General features: G+C 65.7%; 22 protein-coding genes. 8 read left to right on the top strand and 14 right to left on the bottom strand.

Annotation, left to right across the window (positions count from 1 at the left end):
* Positions 1–166 precede the first annotated feature (166 nt).
* Both glmS and glmU read right to left on the bottom strand, forming a co-directional pair.
* Complete coding sequence (gene glmS, locus ACS13N_RS08700; RefSeq protein WP_438931285.1) at positions 167–2,005, bottom strand: glutamine--fructose-6-phosphate transaminase (isomerizing); 1,839 nt, start codon at positions 2,003–2,005, stop codon at positions 167–169.
* 121 nt (positions 2,006–2,126) lie between these two features.
* Positions 2,127–3,494 carry a bifunctional UDP-N-acetylglucosamine diphosphorylase/glucosamine-1-phosphate N-acetyltransferase GlmU gene (gene glmU, locus ACS13N_RS08695; RefSeq protein ID WP_438931284.1) on the bottom strand — a complete coding sequence of 456 codons (1,368 nt, stop codon included), beginning with the start codon at positions 3,492–3,494 and terminating at the stop codon, positions 2,127–2,129.
* A 306-nt stretch (positions 3,495–3,800) separates the two neighbouring features.
* Here glmU and ACS13N_RS08690 point away from each other — a divergent pair, with 306 nt between their 5' ends.
* The gene (locus ACS13N_RS08690; RefSeq protein WP_438931283.1) at positions 3,801–4,628 is read left to right on the top strand and encodes a DUF6279 family lipoprotein; all 828 of its coding nucleotides are present in this window, start codon (positions 3,801–3,803) and stop codon (positions 4,626–4,628) included.
* A 9-nt stretch (positions 4,629–4,637) separates the two neighbouring features.
* On the opposite strand, the gene ttcA is transcribed toward ACS13N_RS08690, so the two are convergent.
* Positions 4,638–5,585, bottom strand: coding sequence for a tRNA 2-thiocytidine(32) synthetase TtcA (gene ttcA / locus ACS13N_RS08685; RefSeq protein WP_438931282.1), 948 nt, complete (start codon positions 5,583–5,585; stop codon positions 4,638–4,640).
* A gap of 166 nt (positions 5,586–5,751) precedes the next feature.
* On the opposite strand from ttcA, the gene panE reads away from it, so the two are divergent.
* Positions 5,752–6,705, top strand: coding sequence for a 2-dehydropantoate 2-reductase (gene panE / locus ACS13N_RS08680; RefSeq protein WP_438931281.1), 954 nt, complete (start codon positions 5,752–5,754; stop codon positions 6,703–6,705).
* 285 nt (positions 6,706–6,990) lie between these two features.
* On the opposite strand, the gene ACS13N_RS08675 is transcribed toward panE, so the two are convergent.
* The 5 genes from ACS13N_RS08675 to ACS13N_RS08655 form a co-directional block, all read right to left on the bottom strand.
* Positions 6,991–8,436: an efflux transporter outer membrane subunit gene (locus ACS13N_RS08675; RefSeq protein WP_438931280.1), complete on the bottom strand. Its 1,446-nt coding sequence runs from the start codon at positions 8,434–8,436 to the stop codon at positions 6,991–6,993.
* Between the two features lie 306 nt (positions 8,437–8,742).
* Entirely contained in the window at positions 8,743–9,918 is a 1,176-nt protein-coding gene (locus ACS13N_RS08670) for an ABC transporter permease (protein ID WP_438931279.1), read from the bottom strand.
* Positions 9,915–10,886, bottom strand: coding sequence for an ABC transporter ATP-binding protein (locus ACS13N_RS08665; protein ID WP_438931278.1), 972 nt, complete (start codon positions 10,884–10,886; stop codon positions 9,915–9,917). The genes ACS13N_RS08670 and ACS13N_RS08665 overlap by 4 nt, the downstream gene beginning before the upstream one ends.
* On the bottom strand, positions 10,883–11,848 hold the full coding sequence (locus ACS13N_RS08660; protein ID WP_438931277.1) for an HlyD family secretion protein: 966 nt from the start codon (positions 11,846–11,848) through the stop codon (positions 10,883–10,885). Before ACS13N_RS08660 ends, ACS13N_RS08665 begins: the two co-directional genes overlap by 4 nt.
* A gap of 47 nt (positions 11,849–11,895) precedes the next feature.
* Entirely contained in the window at positions 11,896–12,633 is a 738-nt protein-coding gene (locus ACS13N_RS08655; protein WP_438931276.1) for a TetR/AcrR family transcriptional regulator, read from the bottom strand.
* A 112-nt stretch (positions 12,634–12,745) separates the two neighbouring features.
* Between ACS13N_RS08655 and amaB the strand changes: the two genes are divergently transcribed.
* Positions 12,746–14,254, top strand: a complete 1,509-nt coding sequence (gene amaB / locus ACS13N_RS08650; protein WP_438931275.1) for an L-piperidine-6-carboxylate dehydrogenase — start codon at positions 12,746–12,748, stop codon at positions 14,252–14,254.
* Positions 14,255–14,266: 12 nt separating this feature from the next.
* Here the strand turns inward: amaB and ACS13N_RS08645 are convergent, their stop codons facing one another.
* Positions 14,267–15,193, bottom strand: coding sequence for a LysR family transcriptional regulator (locus ACS13N_RS08645; RefSeq protein WP_438931274.1), 927 nt, complete (start codon positions 15,191–15,193; stop codon positions 14,267–14,269).
* A 129-nt stretch (positions 15,194–15,322) separates the two neighbouring features.
* Here ACS13N_RS08645 and rocD point away from each other — a divergent pair, with 129 nt between their 5' ends.
* Positions 15,323–16,549, top strand: a complete 1,227-nt coding sequence (gene rocD, locus ACS13N_RS08640) for an ornithine--oxo-acid transaminase (RefSeq protein WP_438931273.1) — start codon at positions 15,323–15,325, stop codon at positions 16,547–16,549.
* A gap of 30 nt (positions 16,550–16,579) precedes the next feature.
* Positions 16,580–17,509 (top strand): arginase, encoded by a 930-nt coding sequence (locus ACS13N_RS08635; protein WP_438931272.1) that lies wholly within the window; start codon positions 16,580–16,582, stop codon positions 17,507–17,509.
* Here ACS13N_RS08635 and ACS13N_RS08630 read toward each other — a convergent pair.
* Positions 17,506–17,898, bottom strand: coding sequence for a dihydroneopterin aldolase (locus tag ACS13N_RS08630; RefSeq protein ID WP_438931271.1), 393 nt, complete (start codon positions 17,896–17,898; stop codon positions 17,506–17,508). The two genes, ACS13N_RS08635 and ACS13N_RS08630, sit on opposite strands and share 4 nt — an antisense overlap.
* Positions 17,899–17,919: 21 nt before the next feature.
* The gene (locus ACS13N_RS08625) at positions 17,920–18,726 is read right to left on the bottom strand and encodes an SDR family oxidoreductase (protein WP_438931270.1); all 807 of its coding nucleotides are present in this window, start codon (positions 18,724–18,726) and stop codon (positions 17,920–17,922) included.
* Between the two features lie 16 nt (positions 18,727–18,742).
* Here ACS13N_RS08625 and ACS13N_RS08620 point away from each other — a divergent pair, with 16 nt between their 5' ends.
* Complete coding sequence (locus tag ACS13N_RS08620; protein WP_438931269.1) at positions 18,743–19,936, top strand: class I SAM-dependent methyltransferase; 1,194 nt, start codon at positions 18,743–18,745, stop codon at positions 19,934–19,936.
* Positions 19,937–19,940: 4 nt separating this feature from the next.
* Here ACS13N_RS08620 and ACS13N_RS08615 read toward each other — a convergent pair whose 3' ends face one another.
* Complete coding sequence (locus ACS13N_RS08615; protein WP_438931268.1) at positions 19,941–21,230, bottom strand: muropeptide transporter; 1,290 nt, start codon at positions 21,228–21,230, stop codon at positions 19,941–19,943.
* Positions 21,231–21,322: 92 nt separating this feature from the next.
* Here ACS13N_RS08615 and ACS13N_RS08610 point away from each other — a divergent pair, with 92 nt between their 5' ends.
* Positions 21,323–22,267, top strand: a complete 945-nt coding sequence (locus ACS13N_RS08610; protein ID WP_438932816.1) for a M48 family metallopeptidase — start codon at positions 21,323–21,325, stop codon at positions 22,265–22,267.
* Here ACS13N_RS08610 and ACS13N_RS08605 read toward each other — a convergent pair whose 3' ends face one another.
* Positions 22,268–23,191 carry an EamA family transporter gene (locus ACS13N_RS08605; RefSeq protein ID WP_438931267.1) on the bottom strand — a complete coding sequence of 308 codons (924 nt, stop codon included), beginning with the start codon at positions 23,189–23,191 and terminating at the stop codon, positions 22,268–22,270. It lies immediately after the preceding gene.
* Positions 23,192–23,244: 53 nt separating this feature from the next.
* Positions 23,245–23,832 carry a nitroreductase family protein gene (locus ACS13N_RS08600; RefSeq protein ID WP_438931266.1) on the bottom strand — a complete coding sequence of 196 codons (588 nt, stop codon included), beginning with the start codon at positions 23,830–23,832 and terminating at the stop codon, positions 23,245–23,247.
* 121 nt (positions 23,833–23,953) lie between these two features.
* Between ACS13N_RS08600 and ACS13N_RS08595 the strand changes: the two genes are divergently transcribed.
* The gene (locus ACS13N_RS08595; protein ID WP_438931265.1) at positions 23,954–24,463 is read left to right on the top strand and encodes a MarR family winged helix-turn-helix transcriptional regulator; all 510 of its coding nucleotides are present in this window, start codon (positions 23,954–23,956) and stop codon (positions 24,461–24,463) included.
* Positions 24,464–24,518: the final 55 nt, after the last annotated feature.

Here is a 24,518-nt window from a genome sequence, read left to right as displayed (position 1 = left end):
GCATGCTCTTACATGAGCTTCGTGCAATTGACGAGTTCAAGCTTGAATCGCACAAAACACCAAGTTGACTACCTTGCGCCATTGGCAGATAAAAAAAGCCGCTGTAAGCAGCGGCTTTGTACTGATACTTGGCGGGGTAAGAATCGATCTGCCGCAGTGGTAACACTTACTCGACCGTCACCGACTTCGCGAGGTTACGCGGCTTGTCCACATCGGTGCCGCGCGCCAACGCCGTGTGATACGCCAGCAACTGCAGCGGCACCACATGCAGGATCGGCGAGAGCTGCCCGTAGTGCTCCGGCATGCGGATCACCTGGATGCCGTCGCTCGACTGGATATGCGTATCCGAGTCGGCAAACACGTACAGCTTGCCGCCGCGCGCGCGCACTTCCTGAATGTTCGACTTGAGCTTTTCGAGCAGCGCGTCGTTCGGGGCCACCGTCACGACCGGCATCTCATCGGTCACCAGTGCCAGCGGGCCGTGCTTGAGTTCGCCGGCGGGGTAGGCCTCGGCGTGGATGTACGAGATTTCCTTGAGCTTGAGCGCGCCTTCCAGCGCGATCGGGTAGTGCAGGCCACGGCCCAGGAACAGCGCGTTCTCGCGGCGGGCAAACTCTTCCGACCACGCGATGATCTGCGGCTCCAGCGCCAGCACCGCGTTCAGTGCAGACGGGAGGTGGCGCAGGTGGCGCAGCGCGTCTTCTTCCTGCGCGTCGCTCAGATGGCCGCGCAGCTTGGCAAACGTCAGCGACAGCATGTACAGGGCAGCCAGCTGCGTGGTGAACGCCTTGGTGGAGGCCACGCCAATCTCGGTGCCGGCACGCGTGAGGAATTTCAGCTCGGTCTCGCGCACCATGGCGCTGGTCGCCACGTTGCAGATAGCTAGCGTGTGCTTGTGGCCCAGCTCACGTGCGTGGCGCAGCGCAGCCAGCGTGTCGGCGGTCTCGCCCGATTGCGAGATCACCACGACCAGCGCGTTCGGGTTGGGCACCGTCTCGCGATAGCGGTATTCGCTGGCGACTTCCACCTGCGTCGGGATCTTGGCGATCGACTCCAGCCAGTACTTGGCGGTGCAGCCCGAGTAGTAGCTCGTGCCGCACGCCAGGATCAGCACGCTGTCGACCTTGGACAGCACCTCGGCCGCATTCGGGCCGAACAGATCGGGGCCAAAGCCCAGTACGCCATCAATCGTGTCGCCCAGCGCGCGCGGCTGCTCGAAGATTTCCTTCTGCATGAAGTGGCGGAAGGGTCCGAGTTCCACGGCAGCAGCGTACCCACCCACCGCCTTGACCTCGCGCTCGGCCGGCTTGTCATGCACGTCCACCACGGTGAAGCCCTCGCGGGTGATCTCCACCACGTCGCCCTCTTCCAGGTAGGCCATGCGGCTGGCCGTACCGGCCACGGCCAGCGCGTCAGAGGCGAGGAACGATTCACCGTCGCCCAGCGCCACGACCAGCGGCGAGCCGGCGCGCGCACCCACCACCACGTCGGGGTTGTCGCGGGCGAACACAGCAATGGCGTAGGCGCCATGCAGGCGTTTGACCGACGCACGCACCGAGGCAAACAGGTTGCCGCGCGTAGCGCTGCTCGGGTATGTATAGGCCTGGTGGATCAGGTGGGCGACCACCTCGGTGTCGGTCTGCGATTCAAAACCGTAGCCGACGGCCTTGAGCTCTTCGCGCAGCGCTTCGTAGTTCTCGATGATGCCGTTGTGCACCAGAGCAATGGTGTCGCCCGAGAAGTGCGGATGCGCGTTGACGGTATCCGGCTTGCCGTGCGTGGCCCAGCGCGTGTGGGCGATGCCGATGGCGCCGTCCAGGTGGCTGGTCTGCGCCTGGGTGTCGAGGTCCGCCACGCGCGACACGGTGCGCGCACGCTCGAGCTGGCCGTCGCGCTGCACGGCAACGCCGCAGGAGTCATAGCCGCGGTATTCCAGGCGGCGCAGACCTTCGATCAGGACGGGAACGATATTGCGCGTGGAAACCGCGCCGACGATACCGCACATGTTGATTTCTCCAGTTTGAGCGCGGCGTCGTTGTGCGTCGCACTCGGTACTCATTCAGTATCGATGCTCGTGCGCCGCAGCGGCATCCGCTGTTCGGCGCAGGCGGGCATCTGACGCCGTTTCAGGCTTCCTTCTTCTGCTTGACCGGACGCTGCCAGCTGTCAATGGTGACTTGGCGCGCACGCGAGACCGTCAACTTGCCTTCCGGCGCGTCCTTGGTCAGCGTGGTGCCGGCGCCCAGCGTGGCGCCCTTGCCCACGCGCACCGGCGCCACGAGCTGTGTATCGGAGCCGATGAAGGCATCGTCTTCGATGATGGTGCGGAACTTGTTCGCACCGTCGTAGTTGCAGGTGATGGTGCCTGCGCCGATATTCACGCGCGAGCCCACCGTGGCATCGCCCACATAGGCGAGGTGGTTGGCCTTGCTGTGCGCGGCCACCTGGCTGTTCTTGACCTCGACAAAGTTGCCGATGTGCACATCTTCGGCCAGCTCGGTGCCCGGGCGCAGGCGCGCGTACGGGCCGATGCGCGAGTCAGCGCCAACCTTGGCCTGCTCGATGTGGCAGAACGGCAGAATCTCTGCGCCGGCGTCGATGGCCGCGTTACGGATCACCGCATTGGCGCCGATGTGCACACCGTCGCCCAGCGTGACGTTGCCCTCAAAGACGCAGTTGACGTCGATCACCACATCGCGCCCGCACGACAGCTTGCCGCGAACGTCGATGCGCGCCGGGTCGACGAGCGTGACGCCGTCTTCCAGCAGTTGCTGCGCGAGGTTGCGCTGGTGAATGCGTTCCAGCTCGGCCAGTTGCACCTTGCTGTTCACACCCAGCGTTTCCCACTCGGCCAGCGGGTGCGCGGAGGTAATGGGCACGCCATCGGTAGCGGCGCGCTCGATCACGTCGGTCAGGTAGTACTCGCCCTGCGCGTTGTTGTTGGACAGCGTAGCGAGCCACGTCTTGAGCTTGGCCGTCGGGCAAACCAGGATGCCGGTGTTGACCTCGTGAATGGCAAGCTGCGTTTCGTTGGCGTCTTTCTGCTCGACGATACGGGTGATGCGGCCGGCGGCATCACGCACGATGCGGCCGTAGCCGGTCGGGTCATCCAGGTGTACGGTCAGCACGCCCAGGTGGTCCTGGCCGGCGGCGCCAACCAGCGCATTGAGCGTTTCCGCACGGGTGAGCGGCACGTCGCCGTAGAGCACCAGGGTAGGTACGCTCTCATCAAGCTGGTCGACTGCCTGCATGACAGCGTGGCCGGTGCCGAGCTGTTGCTCCTGCGTCGCGAAGGTGACATCGGGCGCGCCGACCATCTCACGCACGCGCTCGCCACCGTGGCCCACCACCACGACCAGGCGTGTCGGCGACATGGACCGCGCGGTTTCGATCACGTGTGCCAGCAACGGTTTGCCGGCTAGCGGGTGCAGCACTTTCGGCAGGGCGGAACGCATGCGTTTGCCCATGCCAGCGGCAAGGATGACGATATTCACAAGGAGGTTCCTAGAGTGACTCGAAGCGATAGCCTGCGGCGGTGTCCCAAGCACGCACATGGCCACCCGGAACCTGCTGCCCGCCACCTCCCCTCAAGTTGGCTGGACCGCCTGCAAACCCTTCTATGGGGCGCATTTGCGGCGTATAAGACACAGGTGGAAAATTTTAGCATGGGGCCTACCCCCCAACTGAACCCGTCAAATGGTCGAATTGTTGCAATTGCGCCATTGCCAGGCCGACTAGTCCGCTGGGTGGTCGTGCTGGCGGCGGTCGTCTCCTTGGTGTGTCTACAGGCCTGCAGCACCATGAAAGTGGGCTACGGCCAGGGGGCGCGACTGACCTATTGGTGGATCGACGGCCAGTTCGACCTGCAGGACGCCCAGGCCGGCCCCACGCGCGAGGCCGTCGCACGCTTCTTTGTCTGGCACCGGCAAGACCAGTTGCCGCGTGTGGCGGCGCTCCTGCGGCACGCGCAGGACGAGTTGCAGCAACCTATGACGGCGCAGCAAATGCGCGCTTACCAAGACACGTTCCAGCAGTTCGGGCGTGCTGCCTTTGACCAGGCCAAGCCCGACATCGCTCGTCTGCTGCTGAGCACCACGCCCGCCCAGCTCGCACATGTGCAAAAGAAACAGGCGGAAAGCAACGAGAAATACCAGCGCCGCTATCTGGGCGACGACGCCGAGGAGCGCCTGCGCGCCCGTCTCAAGAAAGTGATGGAAGATGCACGCCTCATGTACGGCAGTTTCTCCGCCGAGCAGGAGGACGCCATTCGTACAGCCATCGTCCCGTTGGTGGATAGCACGCCGGCCCGGTATGAGGAGCGCGTCGCGCGCCAGCAGGCGTGGCTGGCACTGATTGCCCGCGTGCAGGAGGAACACCCGGATGAAGCGACCGTCGTGCAGTGGCTCACCGCCTATGCCGACCAGTGGCAGCGCGCCCCCGGCGAGCGTGGCATCCAGCAGCGCCTGCGCCGCGAATCCGATACCGCGATGCTCGTGACCATCGCCAACCTGACGACGCCGCGCCAGAAACAACATGCGCGCGAGCGCCTGCAGGGTTGGATCAAGGATGTCCGTGACCTGATACGCGACGGTGAGACCGGCGGCGGCGCCCAGGCGCAGAACAACTGAACGCCGCGATCAGTTCGCAGCGGCTTCGTCAGCGGCGGCCGTGTCGGCGGGCTTGCGCTCCGAATTGCGCTCGAAGCGAACGAACTCGATGCGGTCGTCGTGCGAGCCGGCAAACACCAGCGGCGCCTGATCGTAGGACGTCTGCCCGAACAGCGAGTCCTCGCCGATCTTCGCCAGGCCGGTGGAGAGGCCGTTGAAGTCGAACAGGTCCGTATCGGCCAGGTGCGACGGCACCACGTTCTGCAGCGACGCGAAGATGTTGTCGATACGGCCCGGCGTCTGGCGCTCCCACTCCAGCAGCATCTCCTTGACCTTCTTGCGCTGCAGGTTCTCCTGCGAGCCGCACAGGTTGCACGGAATGATCGGGAATTCCATCGCACGTGCGTAGGAGGCGATGTCCTTCTCAGCGCAGTACGCCAGCGGGCGGATGACGATGTGGTCGCCGTTGTCGGTGGCCAGCTTGGGCGGCATCGCCTTCATCTTGCCGCCGAAGAACATGTTCAGGAAGAACGTGTTGACGATGTCGTCGCGGTGGTGGCCCAGCGCGATCTTGTTGGCGCCGAGCTCCTTGGCGGTGCGGTAGATCACACCACGGCGCAGGCGCGAGCACAGCGAACACGTGGTCTTGCCCTCGGGCACCTTCTCCTTGACGATCGAATACGTGTCCGCCTCGACGATCACATATTCCACGCCCACCTTCTTCAGGTACGTGGGCAGCACGTCTTCCGGAAAGCCGGGCTGCTTCTGATCGAGGTTCATGGCGATCAGCTTGAAGTTGACGGGCGCGCGCTTTTGCAGCGCCATCAGGATCGACAGCATCGTGTACGAGTCCTTGCCGCCGGACAGGCACACGAGGATGGTGTCGCCGTCCTCGATCATCTTGAAGTCGCCGATGGCGCGACCGACCGCCGACTGCAGGCGGGTTTCGAGGCGGTGGAAGTTATTGGAAAACGTCATGGCATGCTGACCCCGCCAGCGCTGAATAATGGCCGAACGGGCGTCAAATCGTGAGGAAAATCAGTATTTTAGCGTGCCCTGGCAGCCTGCGGGGGCCCCGCCTGCAGGCTTGCGCGAACCGGCCTAGAATCGTTTGCTTCATCCCCTGCCCAACATGGAGACAGCAATGCGGATTCTGGTACTTGGCGCCGGCGGCACCGGCGGCTATTTCGGCGGACGGCTCGCCCAGGCCGGCGCAGATGTGACCTTTCTGGTCCGCCCGGCCCGCGCGGAGCGTTTGCGCGCGCACGGTCTGGTGATCCGCAGCCCGGCGGGCGATGCGCAGTTGCCTGTGCAGATCATCACCGCCGACGAAGCCAACGCCTGGGGCCACGCCGATCTCATCTTGCTGAGCTGCAAGGCCTATGACCTGGATGACGCCATTGCCGCGGTCCGGCCCACCGTGGGCGAGCGTACGGTCGTACTGCCCGTGCTCAATGGGTTGGCGCACCTGGAACGGCTCGATGCGGCCTTCGGTGAGTCGCGCGTGCTGGGCGGCCTGTGCCACATCAGCGCCACCACTGCACCTGACGGCGCCGTGCTGCACCTTGGCATCGGGCAAGGGCCAGCGCCGCAGTCCATCACCTTTGGCGAGCGCACGCCGCACGCCCCGCGCGAACGCACTGAGGCCATCCGCAACGTGTTCGCCACCGCCAGTTTTGATTCGGTACTGGCCGACAACGTGATGCAGGACATGTGGGAGAAATTTGTCTTTCTCACCTCGCTGGCGTCGATGACGTGCCTGATGCGCGCCAATGTGGGCGAGATCGTTGCCACGGATGAGGGCCGTGCGCTCAATGAGGAAATGTTTGCGGCGTGCCAGGCGGTGTCGGCTGCGTCGGGTTACCCGATCCGTATGCAGGCGCGTGAGCGCGGCCAGCAGGTGCTGACGCAGGCGGGCTCAACGCTCACGGCGTCGATGCTGCGGGACCTGGAGAACGGTGGGCGTGTGGAAGCCGATCACATCGTCGGCGACATGCTGCAGCGGGGGCGCAGGCTGGGGGTGGATGTTTCGCTCCTGCGGGTGGCGTATGCGCATTTGCAGGCGTATCAGCAGCGGTTGCTGCGGGCTGCGGGCTGAGTTTTTCTTCGCCGTGCTCCGGCGGGGTGGGTGCATCCCTTGTTTCATCCCCTGCCGGGGCTGACTCACTTTCTTTGTCTTGCCAAAGAAAGTAAGCAAAGAAAGGCGCGCCCGAGATGGCGACTTCCCCTTGAATTTCTGCAACCGGGCGGAGAAGGAGGCAAACTCGCTTCGCTCAAACAGGCCTCCTTCTTTTTTCCGCCCGCTTACACAAATTCAAGGCGCCATCTAGGGCAGGGTACGGCCAAACCGTCTGTGTGCCCGTGTTATCGACAAAGCCTGTCTCTACTGCCAGCCGCCGCCAAGCGCCTGCATGAGTGCGGCGGAGTCCAGCAGGCGGTCAGCGCGGCTCTGCACCTGTTGCAACGTTGCTTGATCGACCTGACGCTGTGCGTCCAGCAGCGTGAGTGTGCTGATGCCGCCTGCGGCATGGCGGGCTTCGGCGGCGTGCAACGTCTGTTGTGCCTGATCGGTTGCCTGCGCCCTGGCCTGCAGCGCTTGCGCGTCGTTGTGCACGGCGTGCAGCGCGTCAGCCACCTCTTGCAAGCCCTGTAACACCGTCTGTTTGTACGCCGCGCCTGCAGCATCGTAGGCCGCTTCAGCCTCGCGCTTCTTTGCGCGCAGCGTGCCGCCATGGAAGATCGGTTGCGTGAGCCCGGCGCCCAGATTCCAGATGCTGGAGCCTGCACCCAGCACATTGCGGAAACCCGTCGTCTCCGATCCCAGCCCCGCCGAGAGAGTGATCCGCGGGAACAGGTTGGCCGTGGCCACGCCCACGTTGGCGCTGGCTTCGTGCCATATCGCCTCTGCTGCGCGAATGTCGGGCCGGCGCTGCGCCAGGGTGGACGGCAATGACACTGGCAGCGGATCGGGCAAGTGCAAGGCATCGAGCGTGGGCAGGTCCGGCAGCCCAGCCCCCGGCTCACGACCGAGCAGCACCGACAACCGATGCCGCATCTGCGCAGCCTGTTGCGCGAGCGGTGGCAGCGTGGCCTCTGTCTGCGCGACCAGCGTGCGCTGCGAAAGCGCGTCGACCTTGGCCACGCCCCCAGCGCTCAGGCGACGCTCTGTGATGTCGAGCTGTTTGCGCTGCTCCGCCACCAGCCGCTGCGTGGTCGCAAGCTGCGCGTCGAGCGAAGCGATGCGCACCACCGACGTCACCACATTGCCGGCCAGCGAAAGCCGCGCCGCCTCCAGCTCACAGCGTTGGGTGTCGACTTCTGCGCGCGACGCTTCCAGCGCCCGGCGCACACCACCGAAGATGTCCAACGCATACGACACTGACAGCGATGCCGAGTACAACGTGAACGGCCCCGGCTTGGGCGTGTTGAAGCCAAATGCCTCCGGATTGATCTGCTGGCGCACCGCAGACACAGTGCCATCCACCGAGGGCAGCGCATAGCCGAACTGCGCTTCGGCCTCGGCCTGCGCCTGGCGCAAGCGCGCTTCTGCCTGTGCAACGGATGGGCTCGCGCGCAATGCTTCATCCACCAAAGCATCAAGCGCCGGCGACTGGAACAGGTGCCACCAATCCGCCGGCACGTTGGCGTCGACCAAATGCTGGGCTTCGCCACCCGCAATCGGCGCAGATACGGTCTCGCGCGCCACGGGTTGCGCGGAATAGCCCGGCGCCGCAGGCGCGGCCGGCGTCTTGAAATCGGGGCCGACAGCGCAGCCACTCATCGCCAATGCGGTAACAACCAGAACACCAAAAGCCCGCCGACGGCCCATCAAAGCTCGACAAAACGCCAACGCACACCCCCAGACGGTTTGGCCGTTCCCTGCCCTTGATGGCGCCTTGAATTTTTGTAAGCGGGCGGAAAAAAGATGGGGAACTGTCTGAGCGCAGCGAGTTTTCCCCATCTCCGCCCGGTTACAAAAATTCAAGGGGAAGTCGCCATCTCGGGCGCGCCTTTCTTTGCTTACCTTTCTTTGGCAAGACAAAGAAAGTAAGTCGGCCCCGGCAGGGGACGAAACAGGGGATGAACCACCAGCGCCATCACCATCACAGCAAAAAAACTCTCGCATGGTCCCACCTCAATCCAGCGTCTTGCGATAGAACCGCAGCGCAATCCCCAGCACCACCACCGTAAACACCATCAACGGCCAGATGCTCGGCCACAGCTCAAACCACCCATTACCCTTGAGCAAAATGCCGCGCGTGAGCCGATTGAAGTACGTCATCGGCAGCAGGTTGCCAATCACCTGCGCCCACTTCGGCATGCCCACAAAAGGAAACATGAACCCCGAGAGCAGGATGTTCGGCAGGAAGTAGAAGAACGTGAGCTGCGTCGCCTGCAACTGGTTCTGCGCGAGCGACGACAGCGTGATCCCCACCGTCAGGCTCGCCACGATAAACAGCAGCGCCGACACGTAGACCATCCACACACTGCCGACAAATGGCACCTGGAAGACGAAGTACGCCATCAACAGGATGATGGTCACCTGCACCAGCCCGATGAAGATGTAGGGCACGATCTTGCCGGTCATCACCTCCAGCGGATGCACCGGCGTGGCGAGCAGGTTTTCCATGGTGCCGCGCTCGCGTTCACGCGTCATGGCCAGGCCGGTCATCATCACCATGGTCATGGTCAGGATGGTGCCCATCAGGCCGGGGATGATGTTGTACTGCGTGATGCCTTCCGGGTTGTAGAGCTTGTGGATGCGCACGTCGAACGGCGGTGCTGCGCCGATGTTGCTGCCAGCATTCGCCCCGGCCAGCGGCGCCAGCGCGCCCTTCATGTCCTTGCTGACCACACCCTGCACGAGTTGCGAAAGCGAGGCCACCGCCAGCCCCGTCGCGGCCGGGTCAGTCGCATCCGCCTCCACCAGCAGCGAGGGCTTTTCGCCGCGCACCAGCTTGCGCGTGAAGTCCGGCGGGATGGAGACAACGAACTGCAGTTGCCCCTTGGCCAGCGCCTCGCGCCCGGCGGTTTCATCGGGCAGCGTGGTGGCCACGTCGAAATAATCGGAGTTGCGCATGGCTGCCAGGAAGCTGCGCGTGAACTCGCTCTGGTCTGCCGCAATCACGCCGGTCAACAGGTGCTTCGGATCCGCGTTGATGGCAAAGCCGAACAGGAACAGCTGCATGATCGGGATGCCGATCATCATGGCGAAGGTCACGCGATCCCGCCGCAGTTGCAGGAACTCCTTGAGCACCACACTCCACCAGCGCTGGAACGAGAAGCGGTTGCCGTTGATGGTGACGCTCATGGCTGCGCTCCGTAGTTGTCGGACGAGCCGCGCATCATGTGGATGAAGACGTCCTCGAGACCGGTGTCGATGGGCTCCACGCGCACGCCCGATTCACCGGCAAGACTGCGCAGTGTGGTTTCCAGTGCCTGCGCGTCGGCACCGGTCACATGCAGCACGGAGCCGAACGCGACGGTCTGGTCCACACCGGGTTGGCCTTCGAGCCTGCGTCCCAGCTCCACCAGGTTGCCGCCCATCACTGACCAGGTCGACAAGCGCTGGCTGGCGATCACCTCGCTCGCGGTGCCTTGCGCCAGAAGTTCGCCGTATGCGATGTAGGCGAGCTTGTGGCAACGCTCGGCCTCGTCCATGTAGTGCGTGCTGACCAGCACCGAGATGCCCTGCGCGGCCAGGCGATGCAACTCTTCCCAGAAGTCGCGGCGGGCCTTGGGGTCGACACCGGCAGTGGGTTCGTCGAGCAGCAGCAGCTCCGGCTGATGCAGCATGCACGCCGCCAGCGCCAGCCGCTGCTTCCAGCCACCTGACAACGCGCCCGCCAACTGCTTGGCACGCGAGGCGAGCCCCAGGGTCTCCAGCGCGTGGTCCACCGCCTCGCGCCGGTTGGGCATCTCATACAGGCGCGCCACGAAGTCGAGGTTCTCGCGAATGGACAGGTCATCCCAGTACGAGAAGCGCTGCGTCATGTAGCCGACGCGGCGCTTGATCTGGGCGGACTGCTTGAGGATGTCGTAACCGAGGCACGTTCCGCTGCCGCTGTCGGGCGTGAGCAGCCCGCACATCATGCGGATCGACGTGGTCTTGCCGCTGCCGTTCGGCCCGAGAAAGCCGAAGATCTCGCCGCGTGCGACCTGCATGGAGAGGTCTTTCACGACGTGCTTGTCGCCAAAGTGCTTGTTCAGGCCGCGCACGTCGATGGCGTATTCCGCGATGCCCGCACCATTGCCACTGTGGTTGCCCGGGGTGGTCATTGCAGCGTCACCTCAACGGGTTGACCCGGACGCAGCTTGGGACCGTCGGCCGCGGTGGCGCGCGCCTCCACCATGTAAACGAGCTTCTCGCGCGTGGCATTGCTGTAGATCACGGGCGGCGTGTACTCCGCCTCGTTGGCGACGTAGGTCACGGTGGCGTTCACGTCGGCCGCGCAGCCGTCGCAATGGATGCGCGTGGCCCGACCTGGCTTGAGCTTGCCGACCATGCCCTCTGGCACGAAGAAGCGCACCTTCACGTTGGCGGGCGGCAGCATGCGGACGACCGGGCTGCCGGCGCCGACCCACTCGCCTTCGCGATAGAGCGTATCGAACACGAGGCCACCCTGTGTGGCCTTCTGCGCCTTCTGGTCGAGCCGCCATTGCGCTTGCGCTACCGACGCGCGTGCCGCTTCCACCTGAGCGGCCTGCGCGCGAATCTGGTCATTGCGCGCAGGCAGCTGCGCAATGCGCAGCTGGTTGGTCAGCTCACGCACGCGCTGTGCGTTGGTCTGCGCGGTGGAGCGGCTGGCGTCGAGCTGAGCCTGCGGGATGCCGCCCGCACGGAACTGCGCCTCGTCACGTGCAAGCTGGATGGCGGAGAGCTTGTCGGCCGCCGCTGCCTGTGCAAGTTGCGCGCGCACGGCATCCACTTCCGGCACGCGCTTGCCGAGATTCAGGTCGGCCAGTTGGGCCTCAGCCGATTGCAGTTGCGCAGCGGCTTGCTGGCGCGCTGCAGTTTCGTCAACAGACTCAAGGACAAACAGCGGTGCGCCCGCGCTGACGGTCTGCCCGCGCTGCACGCCCAGATGGTCGAGTCGTCCGCCCACAGGCGAGGCGACGTAGACGAACTCGCCCTCCACATAGCCTTGATAGGTGTTGGTGTCCTGCTTCGCACAGCCGCTCAACGTCGCTATCGCCACGGTCAGACACCCTACTGTGCCACCCCACTTCGCTGGACGCATACCGCCCTCCGCCGGAATTGATTGATGCGATGAATGCGCCGCAACACCTACTTGCGCGCTTTGCGCTTGGTCTTCTTGTCGCGATCGTCGCTCCCGCCGCCAGACGCGGCGCCCAAGCCAACGCCTTGCAGCAGCAGCGCCGCGACGTGCCGGCCGATGGCCTCGTCGTCCACCTGGTCTGCGTAGGGCAACCGGCCCCACAGCGCGCGCGTCGCCAGCGGCAGCATCGCCAGGCCGATTACCGACACCATCACCAGCGGCGGCTGCAGCGCCGGGTTCACCGCGCCGGTGGCCTGCGCGCGGGCAATGCGCTCGACCAGCACCGTGGCGCGCTCCAGTGCAATGCGTGCGAACACGCGCTCGCGCAACTGGCCGCCCTCGCTGGCGATCTCGCGAATCCACAGCGGCGGAAACCACGGCGTGGCCGAGGCCACTGCCACCATACGCTGCGCCACCCCTGCCACGGCATGCGCCAGATCAACTGCACCGCCATCGACACCAATCGCCAGCAGCGATGGCCCCATCACCTGATCGATCAGGGGACGCAGGCGCTCCTCGACCACCGCATCGAGCAGTTGGTCGCGCGTCTTGAAGTGGTAGTGCACCATCGGCGCCGTCACGCCGACTTCGCGGGCGATGGCGGCAAGCGTGGTCGGGCCAACGCCGTCACGCGCGAACAGCGTCACGGCCATGTCGAGCAGGCGGTCGCGCAGGTCGTCCGGCGCCGCGCCGTCCTGGCGACGTGGGCGACCTGGGCCGCGAGGGGAAGGTTTGCGGGTTGCCATGCCGAAAATATTAATTGTCGAATTAATTAATTTCAAGACGGCATGGGGTCGCTTGCGGATGGGCCACCCCCGGCGCATGCTGAACATGACGTTTTGCTTGCCCTGGACCACCATGCCCTCCACTGCTGAAGCCCTGCTGCAACGCCTGCATCTCGACACCCTGATCGGCGGAGATGGCCCACTGGTCGCACGCTCGCCCATCGACGGTGCCACGCTCGCGCGCCTGCCCATCGAAACCGCTGACGACGCCGACCGCATCGTCAGGCAGGCGCAATCCGCGTTCCAGGCTTGGCGCACCGTGCCCGCCCCGCGCCGCGGTGAACTCGTCCGCCTGCTCGGCGAGGAACTGCGCGCACACAAGGAAGACCTGGGCGCACTCGTCACGCTGGAGGCCGGCAAGATCACGCAGGAAGGCCTGGGCGAAGTGCAGGAGATGATCGACATCTGTGACTTCGCCGTCGGGCTGTCACGGCAACTGTATGGGTTGACGATCGCCAGCGAGCGACCCTCGCATCGCATGATGGAAACGTGGCACCCGCTGGGGCCGTGCCTCGTCATCACAGCGTTCAACTTTCCGGTGGCGGTCTGGTCGTGGAACGCGGCGCTCGCGCTGGTGTGCGGTGACCCGGTCATCTGGAAGCCATCGGAGAAAACACCGCTGACGGCGCTGGCCGTCGAACGTCTGTTCCTGCGTGCGTGCCAGCGGTTTGGGGATGCGCCACCGCATCTGGCGCAAGTCGCCATCGGCGAGCGCGGGCTTGGTGAAGCGCTGGCACATCACCGCGACGTTCCGCTTATCTCGGCCACCGGCAGCACGGGGATGGGGCGCTCAGTGGCGCAGGCTGCTGCGCCACGCTTTGCCCGCACGATCCTCGAACTGGGTGGCAACAACGCGGCCATCGTCTGCCCAAGCGCGGATCTGCCACTCGCCGAGCGCGCCATCGCTTTCGCTGCGATAGGTACGGCTGGACAACGCTGCACGTCGCTGCGGCGGCTGTTCGTGCATCGCTCAATCTACGACGCGCTAGTGCCGCGCCTCGTGACGCTCTATGAACGCGTGCGTGTTGGCGACCCGCGTGAAGCTGACACGCTGGTCGGCCCGCTGATCGATGCCCATGCCTATGAGCGCATGCACGCCGCGCTTGCCCGCGCCCGCGCAGAAGGCGGCACCGTGCATGGCGGAGAACGCATCGATCACGCGCTCGGTAAAGATGCCTACTACGTGCGCCCTGCCCTCGTGGAGATGCCCGCACAACGCGGCGTGGTCTGCGAAGAGACCTTCGCGCCCATCCTCTACGTCGTGCCGTTCGACACGCTGGATGAAGCCATCGCGCTGAACAACGCGGTGCCGCATGGGTTGTCGTCGAGCGTGTTCACGCTGGACATGCGCGAGGCCGAGCGCTTCGTATCCGCCACCGGCAGTGACTGCGGCATCGCCAACGTCAACATCGGCCCAAGCGGTGCAGAGATCGGTGGCGCATTCGGCGGAGAGAAAGACACCGGTGGCGGCCGCGAGGCGGGGTCAGATGCGTGGAAGGCATACATGCGGCGCGCGACCAACACGCTCAACTACGGCACCGCGCTGCCGTTGGCGCAAGGCATCCGCTTTGATGTGGACTAGCGGGATTGCGCGCTAAGTGTTTGCCGTTGCCGCATCCAGCTGTGCGAGACGCACGAGCAACCGATCCTGCGCCTCGCTCGGGAAGCTCGACGTGCGGCGCACCGCAAACACAGTGTTCAAGCAGCGCCGCGCCGTGATCGGGCGCACGACCTGCAGGCGACGGCGCTCCACCGCATCCTGAATGGCGTGCAGCGGCAGCACCGACCAGCCGACCCCCGCCTCCACCAGCGTACCGACCTCCTCCAGGTCCGACACGTGATGCGCGCTCACCGTCGTTTCGGGCAGGCGCCGGAACAGTGCCTTGAACCACAGACCGTAGACCGCATCGGATTCGTCATAGGTGACGAAGGGCAGCGCGGCGCAGTCGGCCAGCGTGCGCGGCGCACCCTGCTCACGCAATGCACGGGCACTGCAGGCGAGCACGAACTCCTCGGTATAGACAGCGTGGTGCTCGAACAGGCGTGAGGTGCGCGGTGTGTAGACAAAGCCAAGGTCTGCGCGGCCGGATTCCACGTGGCCGAAGACTTCGTCGTCGCTGCCGAACGCCAGCTCCAGGCGCACGTCGTCGAGCAGCGGCGCGTCGGATTCCGGCGACGGCGTCAGCAGTGCCGGCATCAGCACATAACGCCCGAAGCTGGAGCCACTGGCCAGCTTGAGCGACACGCGCTCCATCTCGCCGCTGTGCAGCGCGGCGCGCAATTCATCGAGCCCGGCAAACGCATCACGGCACCAGGCGCGCACCGAGGTGCCGGCACGCGTGAGCACGAGCTTGCGCCCCGAGCGCTCGAACAGCGGCACGCCCAGCCATTGCTCCAGTTGCCGCATCTGGTACGACAGCGCCGGCTGCGACACAGCCAGGCGGTCTGCCGCGCGCACGAAGCTGCCCTCGTTGGCGACGGTCAGAAAGCTATGCAGATAGCGCAGCGGCGAATGGGACATGGCAGGAAAAGTGACGCATCAATCCATCAAATTTTTGGATCGAAAAACCAAAAACATTCGATTTGATTTTGAGTTTGTCAGATCGCAGAATTCGCCGCAAGTGAACGACCAACGCGACTGGAGGCCATCATGACGACCGCACTGCAACATCCGAGCTACGCCCTGGAAGAACGCTATGGTGCGCGCAACTACGCGCCGCTGCCGGTCATGCTGGAACGTGGTGAAGGCGTGTGGCTGATCGACACCCATGGCCGCCGTTACCTCGACATGATGTCGGCGTACTCGGCCGTCAGTTTTGGGCACTCGCATCCCAAACTCGTCGCCGCGCTGGTCGAACAGGCTGGCCGCCTGACGCTCACCTCGCGTGCCTTCCACAACACGGAGCTGGGCCCCTTCCTGGCCGACGTCTGCCGCATTACACGCATGGACCGTGCACTGCCGATGAACACCGGCGCCGAAGCTGTCGAGACCGCCATCAAGGCCGCCCGCAAGTGGGCGCGCGACGTGAAGGGCCTGGCGCCCGAGATGGCCGAGATCATCGTCTTCGAGAACAACTTCCACGGCCGCACGACCACCATCGTCGGCTTCTCTTCGCACGAGCAGTACCGCTACGGGTTCGGGCCGTTCGCGGCAGGCTTCCGGCGCATCCCGTTTGGTGATGCCGATGCGCTGCGCGCGGCCATCGGGCCCAACACGGGCGCCATCCTGATGGAACCTGTGCAGGGTGAAGGCGGCATCGTGGTGCCACCACCGGGCTACCTGAAGCTGGCGCGCGAGCTGGCAACGCGGCACAACGTGTTGCTGGTCTGCGATGAAGTGCAAACAGGCCTCGGCCGCACCGGCGATGTGCTGGCGAGCTGGCACGAAGGTGCGGAGGCCGACCTGGTGGTACTGGGCAAGGCACTGGGCGGCGGCATGGTGCCGGTGTCGGCCATTGCGGGGCGCGAGTCGGTAATCGGGGTGTTCCAGCCGGGCGACCACGGTTCGACCTTCGGCGGCAACCCGCTGGCAGCGCACATCGGCCGCGCGGCACTCGCCTTGCTGATCGAAGAACAACTGCCGCAACGCGCAGCTCGTCTGGGCGACGCCTTCATCGCCGAGCTGAAAACGCTCGTCGGCCACGGTGTGCGCCAGGTGCGCGGGCGTGGCCTGATGATCGGCCTGCAGCTCGATGCCGACATCGAAGCCCATGACTTTGTCGCGGCACTGGCAGAGCACGGCGTGCTGTCCAAAGACACCTACGGCAACGTGATCCGCCTCACGCCGCCACTGGTAATTGGCCAGACCGAGCTGGAGCTGGCGCGCGATGTCATCCGCCGCACGCTGGCCGACTGGCCGCGCCGCAAAGTCGCATGAATCACATCGAATGAACCAAGGGGAGCACACATGACCATCATTGACCTGATCGGCGCGGCCATCGGCTGCGGCGCGCAAGACGACGGCTGCAAGGACGGCCCGCGTGCGCTGCTGCAGGCCGGCGCGCTGGCGCGTCTACAGACACCGGAAACACACGGCGGATTGGTGCATGACATTGAACTGGCAACGTCGGCCGGGCACAGCCGGTCTGCGCGGCTGGCAGCGCTGCCGGGCGTGGCGGGCTTCTCGCGTGCACTGGCTGACGCGACGGCCCACAGCGTGCACGAGGGGCATGTGCCTGTCGTCATCGGCGGAGATCACTCGTGCGCGATCGGTACGTGGTCGGGCATCGCAAACGCCCTGCGGCCGAAAGGTCCGCTCGGCCTGATCTGGATTGACGCCCACCTCGACAGCCACACACCGCAGACGAGCGACTCGGGCGCCATCCACGGCATGCCGCTGGCGACGCTGCTCGGCCACGGCGCACCGGCCCTCACGCAAGTCCGCGATGCCGCGCCCAAGCTGCTACCGCAGCACGTCGTGGTGATTGGAGCCCGCAGCTACGAGCCGGCCGAACGGGCGCTGCTCGACTTGCTGGGCGTGCGCGTGATCGACGCCGCAGAGGTGGCGCGCAACGGCCTGCGCGCGGTGATGGCGGATGCGATCCGTCTGGTCACCTCAGACACGGCGGCCTTTGGCGTGACGCTGGATCTGGATGCTTTCGACCCGGCAGTCGCCCCAGGTGTGGGCTCGCCCGAAACGGACGGGCTCACCGCGCAGGGCATGACGCAAGCACTGGCCGCCTGCGCACGCGATGCACGGTTTGCAGCATTCGAACTGGTGGAATACAACCCGCGCCACGACAAGGGCGGGATCACGGCGCACCTGGCGCTCAACCTGCTGGGCAGCGTCGCGGGCGCGTTGCACGCCCAGCGCCGTGAATATGCGAGTGCTGCTTAATCCTTGATGCGGAACACTTCCACGCCCACCGATTCGCAATCCGGATAGACATCCGGCTTCTCCGTCGACACCCGCGCGGCGCGCACGTGCGGGTGCTTGAGCATCGCCGTCAGCACGTCATCGCACAGCGTTTCCTGCAGGTGAACGTGGCCCTGCGCCATGCGACGCGCCACGGTCTCGCGCATGAAATCGTAGTCGACCACTTCGTGCAGCTTGTCCTGCGTGGGCGACGAATATTCCAGCGGCACGTACAGCTCGATGTTGATCAGGACGCGCTGCTCGCCCTTCTTCTCGAAGTCGTGCACGCCGATGTTGATCTGCACCTCGTAGTTGCGCAAAAACATGCGGCGGCAGTTCGACAGGCGCGGGTGGGATAGCAAGGAGAGCATGGGAAGCGTCCGGGGAGAATATTATTCAGTCAAAAACATCACGTCGCGGGCCAGCGGCATCAGGTGCTGGCCTCCGTCAACGAACAGCGTAGTGCCGGTCACGGCGCGTGCGGTGGCGAGGTAGCACACAGCCTCGGCAATATCTTCCGGCGTGGACGACTGGCCCAGCGGCGTCATCTGATGCGCACGCGCAAACCCGCCTTGCGATTGGTCGCCCGACACCATCGTGATGCCCGGGGCCACGCCCACCACACGCAGCGCGGGCGCCAATGCCTGCGCCAGTTGCATCGTCGCGGTGGACAGCGCCGCCTTCGACAGCGTGTACGACAGGAAATCCGGGTTCAGATTGTCCAGCTTCTGATCGAGCAGGTTGATGACAACGCCGCGATGCTCGGCACCATCAGCGGTCAGCGCACGGTGCAGCTCGCGCGACAGCAGCAACGGCGCCGCCACGTTGGTACGCATGTGCGTATCGAGCGACGCATAGCTGAAGCTGGTCGCCACGTCGTACTGGAACAGCGACGCGTTGTTGACCAGGCAGGTGGGCGTACCCAGTGCAGCGGTGCAGTCGCCAATCAGGCGGCTGGCGGCGGCTTCGTCCGACAGGTCGGCCTGCAGCACGGCGGCGCGGCGGCCCATGGCGGTGATCTCGGCGGCCACGGTGTCGGCCTCGGTGCGCGAGCGGTGGCAATGCACCGCCACATCCCAGCCGTGGCGGGCCAGGGCCAGGGCGATCACGCGGCCCACGCGGCGGCCTGCGCCCGTGACGAGGGCGATGCGACGCTGTGTAGCGGATTCTGCGTTCGGTTGAGTCGGCGTCTGCGCCATTGTTTACAATCCGGCGATGAGCAAAACCGTGAGTTTACCGCTTCCTAACGAGGCGGCGCAGGCGCAATCCGCGCACCTGTTCGCCCTGATCGCCGACGCCATTGCGGCCGCCGGCGGCTGGCTCCCGTTCGACCGCTACATGGAACTGGCGCTCTACGCGCCGGGCCTGGGCTACTACAGCGGCGGCGCGGCCAAGTTCGGCCGCCGCGTGGAAGATGGCGGCGACTTCATCACCGCCCCCGAGCTGACGCCGTTCTTCGGCCGCACCGTGGCGCACCAGATCGCCCAAGTGCTGCAGACGCTGCCCGAGGGCCAGCGCCACGTGCTGGAATTCGGCGCCGGCACCGGCAAGCTGGCCGCCGACATCCTCACCGAACTCGACGCACTGGGCATGCGGCCCGACAGCTATGGCATCGTCGAACTCTCCGGCGAGTTACGCCAGCGCCAACAGGAACGCCTGACCGCGCTCGGCCCCAAGCTGGCCGCCCTCGCGCAGTGGCACGACACGCTGCCCGCGCCGTTCACTGGCGTGATGGTCGGCAACGAAGTGCTCGATGCGATGCCGGTGTCGCTGTGGGCGCGGCGCAGCGGCGTGTGGCACCAGCGCGGTGTGAAGCTCGATGCCGAGCATAGTCTGCAATGGGAAGACCGTCTTGTCGAGCCATCTGAGGTGCCGGCCAAGTTGGCGGCGCTGCCCGGCACCGACGACCTCATCACCGAATCGCACGAAGCCGCCGAGGGCTTCATCCGCAGCACGGGCGCGGCGCTGGAGCGCGGCCTGCTGCTGCTGATCGACTACGGCTTCCCCGCTGCCGAGTACTACCACGCACACCGCGCCAACGGCACGCTGATGTGCCACTACCGCCAGCACGCCCACGACGATCCGTTCTGGTTGCCCGGCCTGCAGGACATCACCGCGCACGTCGATTTTTCGGGGATTGCCCAGGCGGGCCAGGAGGCCGGGCTGGAGTTGCTGGGCTACACGAGCCAGGCGCGCTTTCTGTTGAGCGCGGGCGTGGGTGAGCTGCTGATGACGCTCGATCCGTCCGACCCGATGCAGTTCCTGCCGGCGGCCAACGCCGTGCAGAAGCTGCTGTCGGAAGCGGAGATGGGCGAGCTGTTCAAGGCCATCGCGCTGGGCAAGGGCATCGATGCGGCGCTGCCGCTGGCCGGCTTTGCGGATGCCGACCGCTCGAACCGCTTGGGTTAGTGAATCAGGCTGACGCGGCCTTGGCCGCCTTGGCTTCCAGCGCGCGCTCGTTCTGCTCGGATTCATACCGGCCGATCGTGCCGCGCATCCACCACAGCACCACGAGGCCCGGGAAGGCAAACGCCACCGTCATCAGATAGAACGCGGGCCAGCCATAGGCTTCCACGAGGTAACCGGAGGTCGGCCCGACATACACGCGGCCGATGGAGGCCAGCGCCGACAGCAACGCATACTGCGTCGCCGAGAACGACCGGTTGCACAGCGCCATCAGCAGCGCGACGAACGCCGCCGTGCCCATGCCACCGCAGATGTTCTCGATACCGATGGCCACCGCCATCGTCCACAGATGCTGCGGCGTGACGGCCAGCACCCAGTAGCCCAGGTTCGACACCGCCTGCAGCACACCGAAGAGCAGCAGCGCGCGCACCAGCCCCAGCCGCACCATCAGCGTGCCGCCGTACAGCGCGCCGACAATGGTGGCCGCCAGCCCCAGCGTCTTGTTGACGATGCCCACCTCGCCGGCCGAGAAGCCAACGCCCCGGATCAGGAACGTGGTCGACAGGCTGCCCGCAAACGCATCGCCCAGCTTGTAGAGCACGATCAGCGCCAGCAACGCCCAGGCGCCGCGGCGCGAGAAGAAATCCTTCAGCGGCCCGACCACCGCTTCCTGCAGGCTGCGCGGCGGACGCGCCGACACCTCCGGCTCCGGCGACCACAGCGTCGTGAAGATGCCCAGCGCCATCAGCCCGGCCATCAGCAGATACATGTTGCTCCAGCCCATCACGCGATCGGCCAGATACAGCGCCAGGCCGCCCGACACCAGCATCGCCAGCCGGTAGCCGAGCACCTTCACGGCAGCGCCGACACCGCGCTCGCTCGTATGCAGCACATCGGTGCTGTAGGCATCGAAGACGATGTCCTGCGACGCCGAGAGAAACGCCACCAGCACCGCCAGCCCGGCCAGCGCCCACAGCGCGGCGTGCGGCGGTGTGAAGGCCATGGCGGCAATCGACGCCACCAGCCCGATCTGCGTGAGCACCAGCCAGCCACGGCGCCGGCCCATGAGCGGGGGCGTGAAGCGGTCCATCAGCGGCGCCCACAGGAACTTGAAGATGTACGCCTGCCCCACCAGCGAGAACAGCCCGATGGTGCGGATGTCCAGCCCCTCCACCGTCATCCACGCCTGCAGCGTGCCCGAGGTGAGCGCCAGCGGCAGGCCGGAAGCGAAGCCCAGCATCAGCATCGCGCCGATGCGGCGGTTGCGGAAAACGTCGAGGTAGTCGTGGAAGGTCATGCGGCGGGCGGAAAGGCGATGCGGGTTGCCACGTAGCGTGGCCGGGTGCGTTGGCCGATATTATGTCTCAGTCGATTCCGCTCACCGCTTCCATGCCACGTGTCTCACGCGCCCTGCTGACTATCGCCGGCTTCACCCTGGCCACGTGGGCCACCGCCATGGACGGTCCGCTGCCCGTGCCCGCCGACGGCGTGAAGCTGGAAGCGCCGACCACCACGTCGCCCAATATCCGCCTCGTCATTCCGGCGGAAGAAATCGAGAAGCGCGCGCAGGCCGAGTACAAGGGCGTCATCGACAACGCTGCACGCGAAGGGGCGCTTGCCCCAGACAACGTGCCGGACCTGATCCGCATCCGGGCCATCGCCCGCCGGCTCACGCCGCAGGCGCCGCGCTGGAACCCCGACGCCGCGCACTGGCAGTGGGAGGTCAACCTGATCGGCGCCTCCCAGGTGAATGCGTTCTGCATGCCGGGCGGCAAGATCGCCGTGTTCTCCGGGCTGGTGGAGCAGTTCAAGCTGACCGACGACGAACTCGCCATGGCGCTCGGCCACGAGATCGCCCATGCACTGCGCGAACACGCCCGCGCCCGTGCCGGCCAGCGCGAGGTCACCAACCTGGGCGCCAACGTCATTTCGCAGCTCTTTGGCTTCGGCAACCGCGGCGATACGGACCTGGGCGAAGGCGCCAAGATGCACCTGCTGGCGTTCTCGCGCGCGGAAGAGACGGAGGCCGACCTGGTCGGCATGGACATCGCCTCGCGCGCCGGCTACGACCCACGCGCCGCGCTCACGCTGTGGCAGAAGATGGGCTCGATCGGCGGTGCGGAGCAGAAACAGTTTCTTTCCACGCATCCGTCGGGGCGCACCCGCATGGTGGTGCTCTCGCGCCATCTGCCGGAAACGCTGCCGCTGTTTGCCGACGCCATGCATATGCCGATGGCCAAGCTGTCGGCCTATCGTTCGAACATGCAGTACCTGGGGGCGGCGCCTGTTGATAATGGGGATGAGGCGCCGATGCGGCCGATGGTGCGGCCCTGATCAATGGGCCTCAGGCACCTGGCCTGGGGCTGGTCTCTGCGCAAGCCCAGTTTCTGTCACCCGCCCCCGCCGCCCGTGTCGAGATAGCGCCATCCCTGCCACCGTCGCCCCCAGAATCAGCACCGCACCACCCGTCTGCACCGGGCTGAACCATTCGCCCAGCACCAGCGCCCCAAGCACGGTGGCCGTCAGCGGACTCAGCAGAGAGAGAAATGTCACATCCGCGCCCAGCACGCCGATACCCCGAATCCACAGCCAGTAGCCCAGCGCCGTGCCGATCACGATCAGGTACGCAAAGCCCACGGCGTTGCGCAGCGAGAGCGCAGGCGGTAAGCCCTCTACGAACAACGCGACCGGCAGCAGCACCAGCCCGCCCAGCGCGAGTTGCCACGCGGCCACTGCCAGCGGCGTGCCGATACGGCCCCAACGTTCGATGAGCACCGTGCCCATTGCCATCGACAGCGCAGCGGCCAGCGCCGCTGCCACGCCAATCGCATCCAGCTTGGCCGCCGGCCCAAGAATCAGCAGCCCCACCCCCACCGAGCCGGCCAGCGCCGCCGCCAGTTGTGCCGGACGCGGCTTACGTGCGAGCAGCGGCCACGCCAGCAACGCCACCACCAGGGGCTGCGCAGACATGATCGTCGCCGCCACGCCACCCGGCAGGCGCTGCGCCGCTACGAACAGCAGCGCGAAAAACACCCCGATGTTGGCCAGCCCGAGAAACAGCAGCGGCAGCAGCTTGTTGCGCGGTGGTAGGCCAGGGCCGAGCAGCATCAGCAGCACGCCAGCCGGCAGCGCACGCAGCGCGCCCACCAGCAGCGGATGGTCAACCGGCAGCGTCTGCGTGAAGACGAGGTAGGTCGTGCCCCACAACATGGGGGCCACAGCGGTGGCCAGCATTGCGGTCAAGCGGTTGAACGGCATGATAAATCTCCACGTCGCGTAATTTGATATCGAATTAAATGAGCCAAAACAAGTCAACCTGGAAAGCGCCCACTGAACGCCAGTTCGCTGATCGGCTTGCGTGGTGTGGGGCCTTCTACCGACTGCAGCGGTGTCGGCAGTGACGCCACATAGCCGCGGCGGCCAACGGCCACCGCAATCTCGATACGGAAGCGCTCCGGCACGTGCAGCACGGCACGCGCCCGGTCGTAGTCCACGCCCGCCATGCCGCGTGCGTGGTAGCCGAGGCTGACTGCCTGCAGCCCCAACTGCGCCCATGCGGCACCGGCATCGAAGCTGTGCGTATGCGACGGCACAGCACTGGCCGGGTCGTCTCGGTGGATGCGCGTGTCAGACAGCACAAAGATCAGCGCCGAGGCGTGTTGCGCCCAATCACGGTTCATGGGTACGAGCAGGCTGACGAACTCGGTCCAGTGCGCATCGTCGCGGCGGGCGTAGAGAAAGCGCCACGGCTGGTAGTTGTAGGCCGATGGTGCCCAGCGTGCCGCCTCCAGAATGCGCAGCAGATCGGCCTCTGGCATGGACTGGCCATCGTAGGCACGCGGCGACCAGCGCGCCAGGAACAGCGGATCGATCGGATGATCGGCAAGTCGTTCGGTCATGAGGGGTCTCGTGAAAAGATGCGGCGGGATGCCCGATTGCCTCGCACCGGCAAACCCGATACGATCTCAAGCATCTTGACGTCAAGTAGTTTGACGTCGAAATACTAGAACGAGGTTTTCGATGGGTCAAGGTGATCCCACACCCACGCAAGGGGGACCGATGGACGGCATCCTCGCGCAATGGCGGCGCGAGCGCCCGGACGTCGACGCCAGCCCGATGGCCGTCTGCGGCGAGGTCTGGCGCGCCGGTGAACGCCTGCGCCAGGGCGTGATTGCCAATATCGCCAGCGCCGACCTGGACATGGCCGGCTTTGATGTGCTGCTCACGTTGCGCCGCAATGGCCGGGAGCAAGCGCTGTCGCCGTCCGCGCTGGCCAAGGACATGCTGCTGTCTACCTCCGCCATGACCAACCGGCTGGACCGGCTGGAAAAGCGCGGCCTGATCGCCCGCAAGACCGATCCAGATGACCGGCGCGGGCTGCAGATCGTGCTCACCGACAAGGGTTTCGCCTTGGTCGATGGCCTGGTCGCCTCGCATGTGGAAACGGAAGAGCGGATGCTCGCGGCGCTGAGCCAGGCCGAGCGGGCGATGTTGCGGGAGTTGCTGGGGAAGATTGGCGGGGCAGACTGACACGCCACTTTGTCCGACGAAATCCGAAAAGCGCGCCTATCCTTAGGACGCGCTT

This window comes from Ralstonia sp. 24A2 (assembly GCF_051783885.1).
Classification (GTDB): domain Bacteria; phylum Pseudomonadota; class Gammaproteobacteria; order Burkholderiales; family Burkholderiaceae; genus Ralstonia.
This window is presented reverse-complemented; position numbering and strand designations above follow the sequence as displayed.